11 protein-coding genes are annotated in these 15,167 nt (G+C 33.5%); 6 read left to right on the forward strand and 5 right to left on the reverse strand.

What is annotated here, in order from left to right; all coding sequences use genetic code 11:
- Positions 1–2: 2 nt before the first annotated feature.
- Entirely contained in the window at positions 3–5,513 is a 5,511-nt protein-coding gene (locus BFJ87_RS12540) for an alpha-2-macroglobulin family protein (protein ID WP_077405081.1), read from the reverse strand.
- A 183-nt stretch (positions 5,514–5,696) separates the two neighbouring features.
- On the opposite strand from BFJ87_RS12540, the gene BFJ87_RS12545 reads away from it, so the two are divergent.
- The 6 genes from BFJ87_RS12545 to BFJ87_RS12570 all read left to right on the forward strand — a co-directional run bounded on the left by BFJ87_RS12545 (position 5,697) and on the right by BFJ87_RS12570 (position 10,996).
- Positions 5,697–6,167 (forward strand): CAP domain-containing protein, encoded by a 471-nt coding sequence (locus BFJ87_RS12545; protein WP_077405084.1) that lies wholly within the window; start codon positions 5,697–5,699, stop codon positions 6,165–6,167.
- 167 nt (positions 6,168–6,334) lie between these two features.
- Positions 6,335–6,796 carry a CAP domain-containing protein gene (locus tag BFJ87_RS12550; protein WP_171974510.1) on the forward strand — a complete coding sequence of 154 codons (462 nt, stop codon included), beginning with the start codon at positions 6,335–6,337 and terminating at the stop codon, positions 6,794–6,796.
- A 66-nt stretch (positions 6,797–6,862) separates the two neighbouring features.
- Positions 6,863–7,405 carry a 3-hydroxyanthranilate 3,4-dioxygenase gene (locus BFJ87_RS12555; RefSeq protein ID WP_077405090.1) on the forward strand — a complete coding sequence of 181 codons (543 nt, stop codon included), beginning with the start codon at positions 6,863–6,865 and terminating at the stop codon, positions 7,403–7,405.
- 114 nt (positions 7,406–7,519) lie between these two features.
- Positions 7,520–9,073: an L-piperidine-6-carboxylate dehydrogenase gene (amaB, locus tag BFJ87_RS12560; RefSeq protein ID WP_077405094.1), complete on the forward strand. Its 1,554-nt coding sequence runs from the start codon at positions 7,520–7,522 to the stop codon at positions 9,071–9,073.
- A gap of 383 nt (positions 9,074–9,456) precedes the next feature.
- Entirely contained in the window at positions 9,457–10,374 is a 918-nt protein-coding gene (locus tag BFJ87_RS12565; RefSeq protein WP_077405097.1) for an OmpA family protein, read from the forward strand.
- 22 nt (positions 10,375–10,396) lie between these two features.
- A complete protein-coding gene (locus BFJ87_RS12570) occupies positions 10,397–10,996 on the forward strand; it encodes a hypothetical protein (protein WP_077405100.1) in 600 nt (199 codons plus the stop codon).
- A gap of 74 nt (positions 10,997–11,070) precedes the next feature.
- Here the strand turns inward: BFJ87_RS12570 and BFJ87_RS12575 are convergent, their stop codons facing one another.
- From BFJ87_RS12575 to BFJ87_RS12590, 4 genes are read right to left on the reverse strand one after another with little or no spacing between them, the layout of a single operon-like run.
- A complete protein-coding gene (locus BFJ87_RS12575) occupies positions 11,071–12,066 on the reverse strand; it encodes an acyl-ACP desaturase (protein ID WP_077405103.1) in 996 nt (331 codons plus the stop codon).
- Between the two features lie 38 nt (positions 12,067–12,104).
- Positions 12,105–12,830 (reverse strand): metallophosphoesterase family protein, encoded by a 726-nt coding sequence (locus BFJ87_RS12580; protein ID WP_077405106.1) that lies wholly within the window; start codon positions 12,828–12,830, stop codon positions 12,105–12,107.
- Positions 12,827–13,909 carry a TFIIB-type zinc ribbon-containing protein gene (locus BFJ87_RS12585; protein WP_077405109.1) on the reverse strand — a complete coding sequence of 361 codons (1,083 nt, stop codon included), beginning with the start codon at positions 13,907–13,909 and terminating at the stop codon, positions 12,827–12,829. Before BFJ87_RS12585 ends, BFJ87_RS12580 begins: the two co-directional genes overlap by 4 nt.
- A gap of 57 nt (positions 13,910–13,966) precedes the next feature.
- On the reverse strand, positions 13,967–15,103 hold the full coding sequence (locus BFJ87_RS12590; RefSeq protein WP_077405112.1) for an SPFH domain-containing protein: 1,137 nt from the start codon (positions 15,101–15,103) through the stop codon (positions 13,967–13,969).
- Positions 15,104–15,167 lie beyond the last annotated feature (64 nt).

Genomic DNA, 15,167 nt, shown 5'->3' on the forward strand with positions numbered 1-15,167 from the left:
GTTTATTTTACAACCTCTACCCAACGTCCTTTTGTACGTACTAAGTAATCATTATCATACATAGCTTCTGCTTGCACACCAGGCAAATAATATGTTCCTAGGTATGATGCGTTTAATAAAACTCTAAAGCTTTTAGTTTCATTTTCTTTTAAGTCAAAATAAAAATTAGCTCTATCATCACGTAAATCTGTATAGGTTACATTGTTTGCTGCAAAATTGCCAAAATCTGTAAAACGTGTATTTACAATTTCCCATCCACTAGGAAAAATTTCAGTTAATGCTACGTCTTCAATTTTACTATTGGTAGTATTTTTTAGTACAACCTCAGCAACAAAATCTGTTCCTTGTTGTATTTGTGATGCATCTATAGAACTACCATTTCTAGATTTGAAGACAACATTTACACTTAAGTTATTCTGCACTGTTTTTTCTTCACCCACAGGCAACTTACCACTGTTAACCAAGGTTACATAAAGTGTATTACCCTCATTATTTTTTATTTGCAAAGAGTTACTTCCATTTTTAATAGAAAGTGACCTGTTAGCCAATGTTTTACTTGTACTAACATTATCTTTATTACCGTTAACTTTTAGTGTTGCATTTATACCTTTACCACCAACCATATCTGCAAATTTAGCCATTGCTAATAAGCTATATGCTGTACTTTGTGTACTCATATAGGTATTGCTATTTAAAGCTTCTGCAATTTCTTTTGCCAACTGCTGAGACGCTTTTTTGTTTTCCATTATAGACATAGTTTCTAAAGCCATAGCCTTATTGCGTTCTACAGAACCATACGTTCCATAATTATGTTTAACATTGGTAAAATCTAAAGTAGCACTGTTCATTAACTTGGTAGCTACAGATTTTTGCCCAATAAGGGCATAAGCAGCTGCTAGTCTTAATTTAGATTGGTTAGACAAGTCTTTTGTTTCTTGTAACCTGTTCATAGACGCAACATCTGCGTTACCAGCTAATGCTAGTGTATATAAACGGTATGCTTGCGGTAATAAGGTGTATCTACCACTGGTTCTGTACTGTTTTGCTACATTCTTTTGATAAGTTATCCATTTAGATTTAAATCCTATTGGTAATGCATATCCTCTTTTTTCTGCTTCTAACATAAAATGTCCAGCATAGGTTGTTCCCCAATCGTTGGCACTACCTTGACCTGGCCAGTATGATAAACCTCCGTTAGATTTTTGGAAACCAGCTAAACGATTTATAGCCATTTCTACGTTTTTCTGCACTTCTTCTTTTTTCGATTTAGGCATATCAAAAATATCTGCTAAAAATAACTGAGGAAAAGCACCAGATGTAGTTTGCTCTACACAACCGTGTGGGTAACGAATTAAGTATTGCATTCTTCCGTTAAAATTCATTGGTGGTAATGTAGATAGTTCTATTGATGCCGTATTTGTACCAGCTACACCAAAAGTTTCTAAACTAATATTTTTACTACTGTTAGGATCTAATACATAATTGGTTGCCTCTGCAGTAACAGGATTAGGATTTACCACATCTATTGGAATCTCAAAAGATGCTTTTTCTCCATTACCAGAAGCCTCTACTATTACTTTACCAATACCTTTAAAGTCCGATACTTTAAGAACAAAATACGCCATTTTCTCGTCTGGAGTAGTAAACCTTAACGATTTGGTATTTCCAGCTTCAATAGTAAAAGCCTTGTTATCCTTAATTTTTACTGTTACATTTTTAACCTTTTTCTCCATAGCAAAAACAGTAACTGGTAATATTACAAATTCTCCCGGAGTTATTTTACGTGGTAATGACGCTAAAATCATTAAGGGTTTACGCACTGGTGTTGTTTTTTCTTCACTACCATATGCTTCCTTCTCTGCATCTGCAGCAACAACCATTGTTCTAACAGAACCTACGTACTTTGGTATTTTAATTTTATGTGCTTTAGTTTGTCCTTTTTCTAATTTAAAAGGGCCTAAATGTACCACCATAGGCTCAAACCTATTTGCTTTTTTGCTTTTAGCCCCAGCAAGTTCATCATCACCACCAATAGCAAATACCTGATTTATTCTGCCGCCAAAAGCACCAATAACATCATCATAAACATCCCAGGTTTTTACTCCTAATGCTTCATCTGCATAAAAAGTTCCCCAAGGGTTAGGTGTTTTAAACCTAGTTAAATCTAACAAACCTTCATCTACAATAGCAATAGTATATGTCATTGCTTTGCCTTCTTTTTCGCTTACTTTAACACTAATTGTTTCTTCTGGCCTAAGCACATCTGGCATTTCAATTTCTGGTTCTAATTTTGTTTCTTTATTTTCTACAGAGATTGGAATTACACCATACATACGTATTGGCAAATCGTTTTGCGTAGAGGCGTGTGGTTGTAATAAAGAAATATGAATAAACACATTTGGTGTAAATTCCTTTGTCATTGGTATTGTAAACTTAGTTTCTCCTTTTTGAGTTTCTACCCAAAGAGATTGTAACACTTCATTACCATTTTCTACGGTAACTAAAGCTCTTCCGTTTTCTGAGCTAGGAAAAGTAAATGTTGCTTTTTCTCCAACATTGTATTTTTCTTTATCAGACGAAAATAACAACATAGTAGCAGCAGACGGATCGTTCTTTTTAGACTTCCCTGCCCAGCCTGGCCAATCTATATAAACAGCTTTGCCTGTTGCGTGCCCGCCATTTTCATCTTCTACTCTAACTAAGTACCTTCCCCAGTCTGGGTATTTTAATTCAAATTCAAAATTTCCTTTTCCTTTAGAGTTTGTGCTAATTGTTGTTTCAAAAACCTTATTTCTGTAACCACTATTACCATAATGCGTTAAGTTATCTTCTGATGTCTCCCACCACCAACGCCACTGAATTTTATAAATGGCTACTTTTAGGTTTTTAACTGCCTTAGGTTTTCCGTTTTGATCTACAGAAACCACTTCAAAATTATGTTTAACATCTGTTAACAGCATCCCTTTAGACTTGTCTCCCTTTGGTACATTAAGCCCAATGTACGTGTCATAAGGAGAATAATCTTTACTAAAAACATCTGTGCTAAAATCTCCGCCGTTTTCGTATACTTTAGTTACAAAAGATGCCTTTAACATACCCGGAGGGTTACTCTCTAATTGTGGATTGATAGAAAAATTAGCTTTACCTTCTGCATCTATTTTGCCATTATAAACCATTTGTTCTTCTGCAGAAAAACCTCTACTTGGATCATCAAAAATATAACCTGGATAATTTTTAAATTTGGTTTCTACTGCATTAAATTTAGCTGCAATATCTGTATTTAAATTTTTTGCAATTGCACCGTGCAACCACTTAACTTCCATTGTGCCTTTTATAGGTTGTTTGCCATTAAGTATATCTTCTCCAAAATTGTTTTTAATTTTTAAACGATTCGGTTTTATGGTTTCAATTTTAATGGTTTTTGTAAACTGTGCTCCACCAACAGATACTTTTGCCAACCAGTCTCCCGTCATAGCGTCTTCATCTGTTTGTATAGGAAAGTTATAAAAGTTGTTTACACCTAATGTTTTTATTTCTCTATGAACCACATCATTATAAGGGTCTAATAATTCTAATTTTACAGGATGGTTAGCAGGTAATTTATTAGCATTGTCATTTAAAACAAATGATAGGTGTAACATATCTCCTGGACGCCAAACACCACGTTCTCCAAAAATATAGCCCTTAATACCTTTTTGTAGCTTCACTCCTGAAACCTTAAACTTACTTACTGACAAGGCGTTACCATCATTAAGTTTTACATATGTTTTTTGGCCTTTAAATTCTGCTACTGCAAAAAATGCTAAATGCTTAGCATCATAAAAAGATACTCCTTCTGCATTTGTTGTTACCGTTCCTAACTCTTGTTGCTGGTAGTTATAAAAAGTAACTTTAGCACCTACTATTGGTTTGGCTGTTACAAGATCTGTAGTAGCTACAAAGTAATTTTTATTGACACCTTTTTTTACCGTTACTCCAATATCTGTTGCCAAAACATTAATTCCTACTTTTTTATTTACGTAGTATGATGTGTGACAAGGATTTTCTCTTTCACTCCAGCTATAATCATTGTTGTAGTAACTTTCAGAATTATCCCAATAGCTACTTTCTGTTTCTTCATCAAAATCATCATTATTTTCCTCTTCATCAAAAGGACTAAAGTTTGTTCCATCACTACAAGTGTACAAACTATATTGTGGTTTAAAAGAAAACTCTACTCTGTAAATAGCACCCTTTTCTGGTGTTATTAAATTTGTTAAGTCTAATGCGTGTGCTTGCCATTTACCATTATTAACGGTAAGCTCATCTATTAGCTTTAGTTTTTTACTTGCAATTGGCCTTGCAACTCTACGTAATTGGTTGTTACCACCTAACTCTGTTACTTGTAAAAACTGAAGTACATTGTTTTCATAAATACGAAAAACCTTAACATCTACAGCTTTTAAGTTTACGGCCTCAAAATTTACTTTTAAGTTGGTAGATGATGGCAAAATAACACCGTTAGACAACGCTCTAACCTGTGGTTTAATTTGCTCAAAAGCTATATGCTCTGTATATTTTTTTTTAAGTTTTACACCATCACCCCTTTTTATACCATCAAAAACCTCTAATAATAAGGATCCAGTATGGTTTTGTGAAGGGTACAAATAAAGCGTATTTCCCTTTATAGAAAATTTAGGGTTTGCATCGTTCTCTAATACAACCAAACCTTTTAAATTTTGACCTTTTTTTAATGGGTCTGAAAAATTGATTTTTACGGCAGGACTTCCTGTTTGCCTTACATCTACATTTAATATTGAAAAATTATTTTTACCAGGAATTACAACTTCTATTTTTCCTTTTGTATCTATATCAAAAGAATTTCCATCATATACCAACTCTAATTTTTCATCTTCATTGTACCTCTTTATACTATCTAACTTAAGCTGAAACTGTGTTCCACTTTTTGGATTATTACCATATTTAAAAGGTAACTTTTTACCTTTATATGTAGCAGAAGTTAATTTTTTTACGGTTTCTAAGGTTAATATATCTGCAGATCTTAACTGTAAGTCTATGTATTGATATTCTTTAGAATATGCTTGCATAGGACTTAATGTTACACTAAACTCTTGTTTTATTGTGTTAACAGAAAAAGCAAACTCTTCTAATTCACCAGGAATATCTTTATAAATTTCTTTTAAGTTTACTAAAAACGTATACTCTGTATTTTGTTTAAATGCCTTAGACGGAGTAAAAACTAGAGTATTCTCATTTATTGCTTTTATTTTTCCTGATACACTAGGAGAAACATCTAAAACACTAGAACTTAAATCTTTTCCGTTTGCCCACTCTGCTACAGGCTTACTTAAAACAATTTTTACAGGTGCTTTAGTAGAAATAATGCCTTGTGTATAGCCAGATACGTATTCTGCATATTTTGCAGCAGACTCTTCATCTACAACAGTTGCTTTCTTTTTACATCCAAAAAAAAGGGCTAAACATAATACAAGAAAGATTGATTTGGTTTTCATAAAAAATTAGTTTTGGTAAAAGTACAGTTTAAAATACATAGAATACTCCCTGAAAACTGGGTAATATCTTGTTAAAAACAAATTATTTAACAAGAACGTATTTATTTGTCCATTTGTTGCTACTTTTTATTTATATTAACCATAAATTAAACCAACCTAACTAAAACCTGTTTTACACTAACCATGTTAAAAAAGCTATATTACTTATTATTAGTGCTTTTACCTTTAATTATAACCAGTTGTTCTAAAGACAACTTAGAAGAAGAAATTAGCACATTAAACAACGTAGAAATAGAAAATGACTTGTTTTTAAAAGTTAATGCACATAGAGAATCTTTAGGCTTGTTACCTCTAAAAAAGAGTGATATAGCTAAAAAATATGCTGCTACACATAGCAAATATATGGCTAATACTAATGATCTTGGTCACGCTAATTTTCAGGAAAGAGCAAAAGCTATATCAGAAGAAACTGGCGCCAATTACATTTCAGAAAACATAGCTAACAGCTACACAACCGCACAAAAAACACTAAATAGTTGGTTGCAAAGTGAAGGACACAAGGCTAATTTAGAAGGAGATTACACCCACACAGGTATTAGCGTAATGCATAAACAAGACGGAGATTACTATTACACACAACTTTTTTACAAGTAAATTATCAATTACAAGTACAGTTAACACGTATAATTGTATTTAATCTATAAATATACTTTTTACCGTTTTTATTTCATCATACATAGTATTTAACACTAACACAATTACTTATACCTATATTTTTACAACATCTAAATTTTAAATGAAGATTGATTGTTATGTATAAGATGAAATTTCCCCTAATTCCTCTTTTGCTTATACTTTTTATAAGCTGTAATAAAACTGATGGTGCAGATGAACTTTATGAAGAAGTTGCCGCAACCAAAATGGAAGCAGAATTATTTGCCTTAATTAATAACCACCGAACTAATATTGGCTTAAAAAAATTACAAATAAGTAACAACGCATATAGGTATGCAAAAGAGCATAATATTTATATGATAGAAATCAATTCTATTAACCATGATAATTTTATACAAAGAGCAGAAAGTTTATCATTAGAAACCAACGCTAGTTTGGTAGCAGAAAATGTAGCAAACCAATACAGTACAGCATCACAAATACTTAATGGATGGCTAAACAGCCCAAAGCATAGAGACAATATAGAAACAGATTTTGAATATACAGGATTGTGTATACTTACTAACAAACAAGGCGAACACTACGCCACCCAAATCTTATACAAATAACAAACGGATAAACTATTTTCTTTTCTTAAATTTGATAAGCATTTTGCGTAAATAAAGAAAAGAATTATGGCTATAAGAGCACCCTTTAATTTAAACAAATGGATTTCTGAAAACAGAGACACCTTAAAACCACCTGTTGGCAACAAAAATTTATATAAAGATGCAGGTGATTATATAGTTATGATTGTAGCAGGCCCAAACGCCAGAAAAGACTACCATTATAACGAAACAGAAGAACTTTTTTATCAGTTAGAAGGCACCATAGAAGTACATATACAAGAAGATGGCAAAAAGAAAACAATGCAATTGGGGCCTGGTGATATGTATTTACACCCAGCAAAAGTACCGCATTCTCCTGTTCGGCACAAAGACTCTATTGGCTTAGTTATAGAACGTAAAAGAAATAATCTTGGAGTAGACGATGGTCTACTTTGGTATTGTGATAATTGCAACCATAAACTTTACGAAGCTTATTTTACCCTTAACGATATAGAGAAAGACTTTTTAAGTCATTTTAAAATATTTTACGGTTCTAAAGAACATCGTACTTGTGATAATTGTGGCACTGTAATGCCTGTGGATAGTAGGTATACCGCAGATGAAGAATAATTTACCGAGCGTATAAACACCTATCATAAACCATTACCTAGTTTTGTTAAACAAAGCACATTTATTTGTAACTTTGTGTGAAACATAACAATTTTTAATATAAAAGTTATAAAAATGTCAAAAATAGCAACATCTTTTGGAATAGAAAGCGCCTTAAAAGAATTGGGCCTTAAAGATATTAATGAAGGAACTTCTACCGGCTCTAATAATTTCTCTAACGGAGACATTATAGAAAGTTATTCTCCAGTAGACGGTAAACTTATTGGTAAAGTAAAAGCTACCACAAAAGAAGATTACAATATTGTAATGAAAACTGCTACTTCTGCATTTAAAACATGGAGAACAATGCCAGCTCCACAACGAGGAGAAATTGTACGCCAGTTTGGAGAAAAATTAAGAGAAAAAAAAGAAGCGCTTGGAAAACTTGTTTCCTATGAAATGGGAAAAAGTTACCAGGAAGGCTTAGGGGAAGTACAGGAAATGATAGACATATGCGACTTTGCAGTTGGGTTGTCTAGACAATTACACGGACTAACAATGCACTCCGAGCGTCCAGGACATAGAATGTATGAGCAATACCACCCACTTGGCGTAGTTGGCATTATATCTGCGTTTAATTTTCCGGTTGCCGTTTGGGCTTGGAATACTGCCTTAGCTTGGATTTGTGGAGATGTTTGTGTGTGGAAACCTAGTGAAAAAACGCCTATGTGTGGTGTAGCTTGCCAAAATATTGCTGCAGAGGTTTTTGCTGCCAATAACTTGCCAGAAGGTATTTGCAACCTAATAAATGGCGACTATAAAGTTGGTGAAATGATGACAAAAGATACTCGCATTCCTTTAGTATCGGCTACAGGATCTACCAGAATGGGTAAAATTGTTGCTAAAGAAGTAGCTGGTCGTTTAGGAAAGTCTTTATTGGAGTTAGGAGGTAACAATGCAATTATAGTTACACCAGATGCAGATATAAAAATGACTGTTATTGGTGCCGTATTTGGTGCCGTAGGTACAGCAGGCCAACGTTGTACATCTACACGTAGATTAATTATACACGACTCTATTTACGATAAAGTAAAAGATGCAGTTGTAAGTGCTTACAAACAATTACGTATTGGTAACCCACTAGATGAAAACAATCACGTAGGACCAATTATAGATAAAGATGCAGTAAAAATGTATCAAGATGCTTTAGACAAAGTTGTTAAAGAAGGTGGCAACATTGTAGTAGAAGGCGGTGTTTTAGATGGAGAAGGTTATGAAAGTGGTTGTTATGTTAAACCAGCAATTGCAGAAGCCAAAAACTCTTTTGAGATTGTACAACATGAAACGTTTGCTCCTATTTTATACTTGTTAAAATATTCTGGCGGTGTAGAAAATGCCCTAGAAATGCAAAACGGTGTTGCACAAGGTTTGTCTTCTGCTATAATGACAAACAATTTACGCGAGGCAGAACACTTTTTATCTGTACAAGGATCTGATTGTGGTATAGCAAATGTAAACATAGGTACGTCTGGCGCAGAAATTGGTGGTGCATTTGGAGGTGAAAAAGAAACTGGCGGAGGACGTGAATCTGGTTCTGATGCTTGGAAAGTTTATATGAGAAGACAAACAAACACAATTAACTACACAACAGAACTACCTCTTGCTCAAGGGATTAAATTTAATTTATAACAGAAAAACATAAAAATATAAAGCCGCTGTTTACAAATGTATACAGCGGCTTTTTTGTACCTAAAATTTACACACAGCTAACTAACTAATAATAAAATGAAAAAAACCCAAATTCAATGCCGTACTTTACGGGAGAACAGGGTTTTTTTCCTACTATGATATTATAAAAGTAATATTAATATTTCTGGTTTTTTTACAGAATTATATATTCATAAGCAAACAATGTATATTTGGTAGGTTTTAGTACATAACTGGTAAGTGCAAACGCAAAAAGTAAAAAATTCATTAAAAAAAGTTTAAGAATGCGTATTTCTTTAACATTTTTAACATTTTAAATAATTTTTTTTTACATTGTAGCGTAAACACAAAAAAACCAGACCATTATGACAAAAAAACTAATGTATCTGCTAGGAATAATTATCACTATTCTAGTAGGAACTTACTTTTTTATTACGTGCTGTACTTGTTGCGGATTTGCAACTACAGATTCTAGTTCTGTAACGGAAACTAATAAAGAGGAACAAACACCAATTGAACCAAAAGCAACTGCTTATCCTTTTTCTTTAAAAGGAAATGGTTTTGAATTTGAAAACAATGATAATTTCAATTTTAAAACATCAGAATTTGCATACCAACAACCTTTATCAGAAAATGTAAATAAAGGTGTAGCTGCTGTACAACAGTATTTAGATAAAGACTCTAAAAACGCTGTTACCATTACAGGCTATTATACAGATAACGAAGAAAACAATTCTGCTTACCCTAACTTAGGCATAGCCAGAGCAAATACCATTAAAAATTATATTGTTGCTAGTGGTGTGCCATCTTCTAAATTAAATATTTCTGGACAATTAATGAATTCAATGGTACCTAAAGATAGTATTTACCTTGGTCCAGTGGCTTATGACGCTGTTATTGCAGAAGACAACACCGCAGAAATGGATGCTCTTTATTTAAAAATAAAATCTAATCCATTGGTTCTTCATTTTAAAACAGGACAAGCTTCTATAAATTTAACTACAGAACAAAGACAAAAAATAGCAGACATATCTATGTATTTGGACAAAGTAGAAGGTGCTATGTGTAATGTAGTTGGCCATACAGACAACACTGGCGATAGAACAACTAATATTGGTCTTGGATTAAAAAGAGCTGAATTTGCCAAAGAATACCTAGTAAACAACGGAATTTCTCCGTCTAAAATAAATACATCTTCTAAAGGCCCAGATGAGCCAATTGCAACCAATGATACAGAAGAAGGCAAAGCGCAAAATAGAAGAACAGTAATAACTTTAAAGTAAAACACATAAAACTAAATTAAACATGGAAAACACAAACATCTGGTGCTGGATTATACCTGCTTTAGTAGGCTTAATTTGTGCAATTCTGGGCTACTTACTAGGAAAAGGTAACAAAGAGGTAATAGATAACTCTGAAGATTTACAAATATGGAAAGACAAAAACAACAAATTAGCAACAGATAAGGATGAACTAGCAGCTAAAAATACACAACTAAAATCAGATTTAGACGCTTGTAAAGCACAAGCCAAAGAAGCAGCAAAAGCTGTTGTTACTCCTCCTGTAGCTGCAATGGCACCTACTCCTGTGCAAGAGACCGGTATTGCTTTTGATGCTGCTGCAGCCAAAGCTATATTTGGTAAAAAAGTAAAACAAGACGATTTAAAATTAGTAGAAGGAATTGGCCCTAAAATAGAAGGATTATTTCATTCTTTTGATATTAAAACTTGGAAAGCATTATCTGAAGCTACAGTAGCTAAGTGCCAAGAAGTTTTAAACTCTGGTGGAGAGCGTTATAGAATACACGACCCATCTTCATGGCCTATGCAAGCAAAAATGTGCTATGAAGGCAAATGGGCCGATTTGCAAAAATGGCAAAGTGAGCACAAACACGGTAAACTATAATTACATCAACAACCAAGCAAAAAACCCCAATTCCTTATAAGAATTGGGGTTTTGTTTTATGTATAAAAACAGTATTAAAGCATACCATTTGCTTGTACCCATTTAAAGTGATACTGGTCATCATCAATTTTCATACGGTCCGATATACGTTGTAATCTAGAAGGTAGTTTGGTTAAATAATCTCTCGCTTTTTCTGCAGAATCATTTAAACCTCTTAAATTTTCAATATCCCAATAACCATTAAGTTTACTAAGGATTTCTATATAATCTTGAGCTGTATACACACCTAACCTTTGTGCGCAATTACTAAAAGTTTCAAAAGCAGTACCTATGCTACCGCCAGACTCACGTAAAAAGTGCGCTGGCATAACAATTTTACGTTTCATCATATCTGCAAAAGCTAAAATCATTCCGTTAGGGTCCTGATCCATAATAACTTTTACAAACTCTCTATAGGCTAGGTGATGGCGCATTTCGTCACCCGCAATAATATTACACATTTTACCAAGTAAAGTGTTTCCTTTTTTCTTGGCCATTTGCCCAACTCTCTTATGAGAAATATTTGTAGCTAACTCCTGAAATGAAGTATATACAAAATTTTTATACGGATCTCTGTCTGTACCAATATCAAAACCATCTGCAATTAAATGCTGTGTTGTAATTTCTACCTCACGCATATTTACTCTTCCAGATAAGTACAAATATTTATTTAGCACATCACCGTGTCTGTTTTCTTCTGCGGTCCAGTTTCTAACCCATTTGGCCCATCCATTTTCCGGACCATCATGTTGGTCTACACCTTCCACATCCATTAACCAAGACTCATAGGTTGGCAATGCTTCTTCTGTTATAGTATCTGCAACTAGAGTAACCCAAAAATCATAGCCCAACTCTTTTGCTTCTTCTCTAATTTGTTCTACTTCGTTAAAAAAGTTATCGCTCTGAGAGTCTGGTAAAAAATCTGTTGGTTGCCATATTTTTTCAATAGGAACTAAGTAGCTATCTATAAAACCTTCTACTTTGCCCTCAATGGCTTTCATTACTTCTAATCTTATGTTGTGTGCAGACATATAATACAAGTTGTTTTCACAAAGGTCGACAATAATTTTTAATTCCTTCCTTTTTCTGTAGGATAAAAAGTAGTCACAGGATCACTTTGCCATACTTCTTTTGTATCTACATTTAACATAGATAAAGGTCCTTTAAAAGCAGCTCCAGTATCTATATTATATACATTTGCAGCATTTTGGGGGACTGTTTTTCCTATACGTGTGACTGGAGTATGCCCAATATAAATTTCGTTATATTTTAATAACCGCTTTGGGTATTTATTGTCTTCTTTTGGCAAAGTACGATCTACAGCTAAAGCAAGTTCCCAAAGAGTTCTATCCCAATAAAAATTTTTTTTAAAATACTCATAATCTACTCCCTTTAAATTGGTAAACCCTGCGTGCAGAAAAAGTCTATTTTCTTCATCTAAATAATAATTCTCTAAATTTTCTAAAAATGAAATATGCTCATTTTTAGTTTTACTATCTATACCCAAATATGAACTCTGTGTAGCCTGTCCGCCGTGTAAAACCCAGGTATCATTATGTTCGTCTGTTTTTAACCAGTTTAAGCAAAGCTCATCATGGTTACCCCTAATAAAAGTACAGTTGTGTGTTTTGTTTAGTGTTATTAAGTAGCTAATGGTCTCTACTGCCTCACTCCAACCATCTACATAATCTCCTAAAAAAATAAGATGATCACTAGTAGTAACCTCTGCTTTTTGTAACAATTGTTTTAATGCTTTTAAGCCAGAGTGTATGTCTCCTATTACTAATTTTCTCATTGGGTAAATAATATAAATAATGCAATTATTAGCACTACAAAAAGTACTAAAAAGAATATTTTCCAGAATGAATATGGTCTGGTACCACTAATTTTTCCTGTTTGTCCGTTTACGTAAAACCTATATTCTTTTCCATTATAATTATAGGCGCTTATATAAATTGGCAACAAAATATGCTTAAAAGTTTCATCTTTAAGTTTAATATCTGTGGAAGATATTTGCTGTGTATCTCCACCAATATCTCTACGAATCCAATTGTAGGCAATTTCTTTAGCTTTTTCAAAGGATTGATGGTGCCCATCTTTTAATGATATGGTGTATTTTTCCGTAACAAAACCAGCTAAAAAACCAGAGTTGTACGGTTTTAATTCCTTAAAATTCCAAAAAGCAACTTTGGCGGGTATTTCTCTTTGTTTCTTTTCAGATGCATTTATCAAAATATCATCTACAAAACCATTAACACTACCAGAAGCAGGATACCACCTTGTTCTGCGCTCTTGCCTTGTACTTGTTCCGTTTTTAGTTTTATATGTTCTGGTTACATAATAATACTCACCTCTTTTACCTATATAATCTGCAGTCATATTAGCATCAAAAGTCCAATGAGGCATATACAACCCACGAATACCCTCTGGGTCTAAAGCTGCTTTTTTTAGTTTATCTGGTGCAAACCAAATACCATTTACCCAATTTTTAAAAATGCTTCTTGCCTTTTTAGCATCTATTTGAAAAGGCACTACAGCACTTGGTAAAATCCAGCCTTCTTTTTCTACATCTTCTATAATTAGTGGCTCACTGCAATACACACAGTGTAAAGATTTGTAATTTTCTTCTATATGCTGATTTGCACCACAGTTTTTACAATGCAGTAAATCTATAGTTTCTGTATAAGCATTATCTCCAACAGCTTTTAAATAATGCTCTAGTTCTAGCTCTTCAAAACTACTTTTAGCTTGTTCTATAAACTCTTCATACCCGCAATACCCACAGCTTAATTGCTGTGAGCCGGGTTTGTATTTTAACTCTGCACCACAATTGGCACAAGATTTCTTTTGTTCAGATTGTTTTAATTCTTCCATAAAAATTACCCCTAACTAAAGGGTAAAACTTTTTTTAGGTTGATGAAGATTAGCGTATTATACCGTTGGTAAAGGAGGAGGTGTGTTACCACCTAAAAATACTTTTAATTCTTCTACATCTTGTAAAGCAGACCAATTTGCCATACCTTGTTTCCAAACTAATGAATCTTTATTAATGGTTCTATTGGCAAAAAGCTCTTTTAGCTTATCAAAAGTAACTGGGCCCATTTGCTGACCGTTAGCTGCGTAAAAGTACTGTACCTGGGTTGGCATTGGTGGCGGTACTGCTGCGCCTTGTGGTTGCACTGCTGGTTGTTGCTGCATCATTTGCGGGTTCATCATTCCGCCCATTTGCTGTGCCATTACAAAACCCATACCCATTCCCATACCTGCACCTGCTGTACCGCCATCATTTTTGGCTGCGGCCTCAATTGCTTTTGCTGTTTTAAATTGGGTTAATTTATTTAAGTCTAACTTGTCTAACCTACTGTACTCAAAAATTTCTTTTTTAAGCTCTTCTGGCATAGACACATTTTCTATGTAGAATTTTTCTAATAATATCCCTATGCGCCCAAACTCTGGCTGCATAACCTCTTGGCAAGTATCAGATAGTTCTGTTGTGTTAGCAGCATACAATTCTATTGGCAAATTAGCTTCACCAACAGTATCTGTAAAACGTGTAACTATTAAACTTTTAAGGTGCTCATTAACTTCGTAGTTTGTAAAATTACCATCTGTACCTACAACATCTACTACAAATTTACCTGCATCTTCTATTCTAAAACTATACGTACCAAATGCTCTAATTTCTGTTAACCCAAAGCGTGCGTCACTAAGCATAATTGGGTTTTTAGTTCCCCATTTTTCATCTGTAAATAAGCGTGTGTTTACAAAATAAACCTCTGCTTTAAACGGACTATTAAAACCATACTTCCAACCTTTTAATGTCGTTAAAATTGGTAAGTTTTGAGTGTTTAAAGTATATGTCCCGGGATTAAAAACATCTGCTAGTTGCCCTTCATTTACAAATACTGCAACTTGCCCTTCTCTAACAATTAGTTTTGCGTTATTTTTAATTTCGTTTTGGTAACGCTCAAAACGGTGCACAATAGTATCGTCAGTATTATCTAACCATTCTATTATATCTATAAATTCGTGACTTAATTTCTTTTTAATTTCATCAAATATTCCCATTGTGGTAGTGTTTTAATTTTACTGAAAAAAGATAGTGTTTTTAAGGCTATCATCAAACTAAAAA

It is taken from the genome of Cellulophaga omnivescoria (assembly GCF_001999725.1).
Lineage (GTDB): Bacteria > Bacteroidota > Bacteroidia > Flavobacteriales > Flavobacteriaceae > Cellulophaga > Cellulophaga omnivescoria.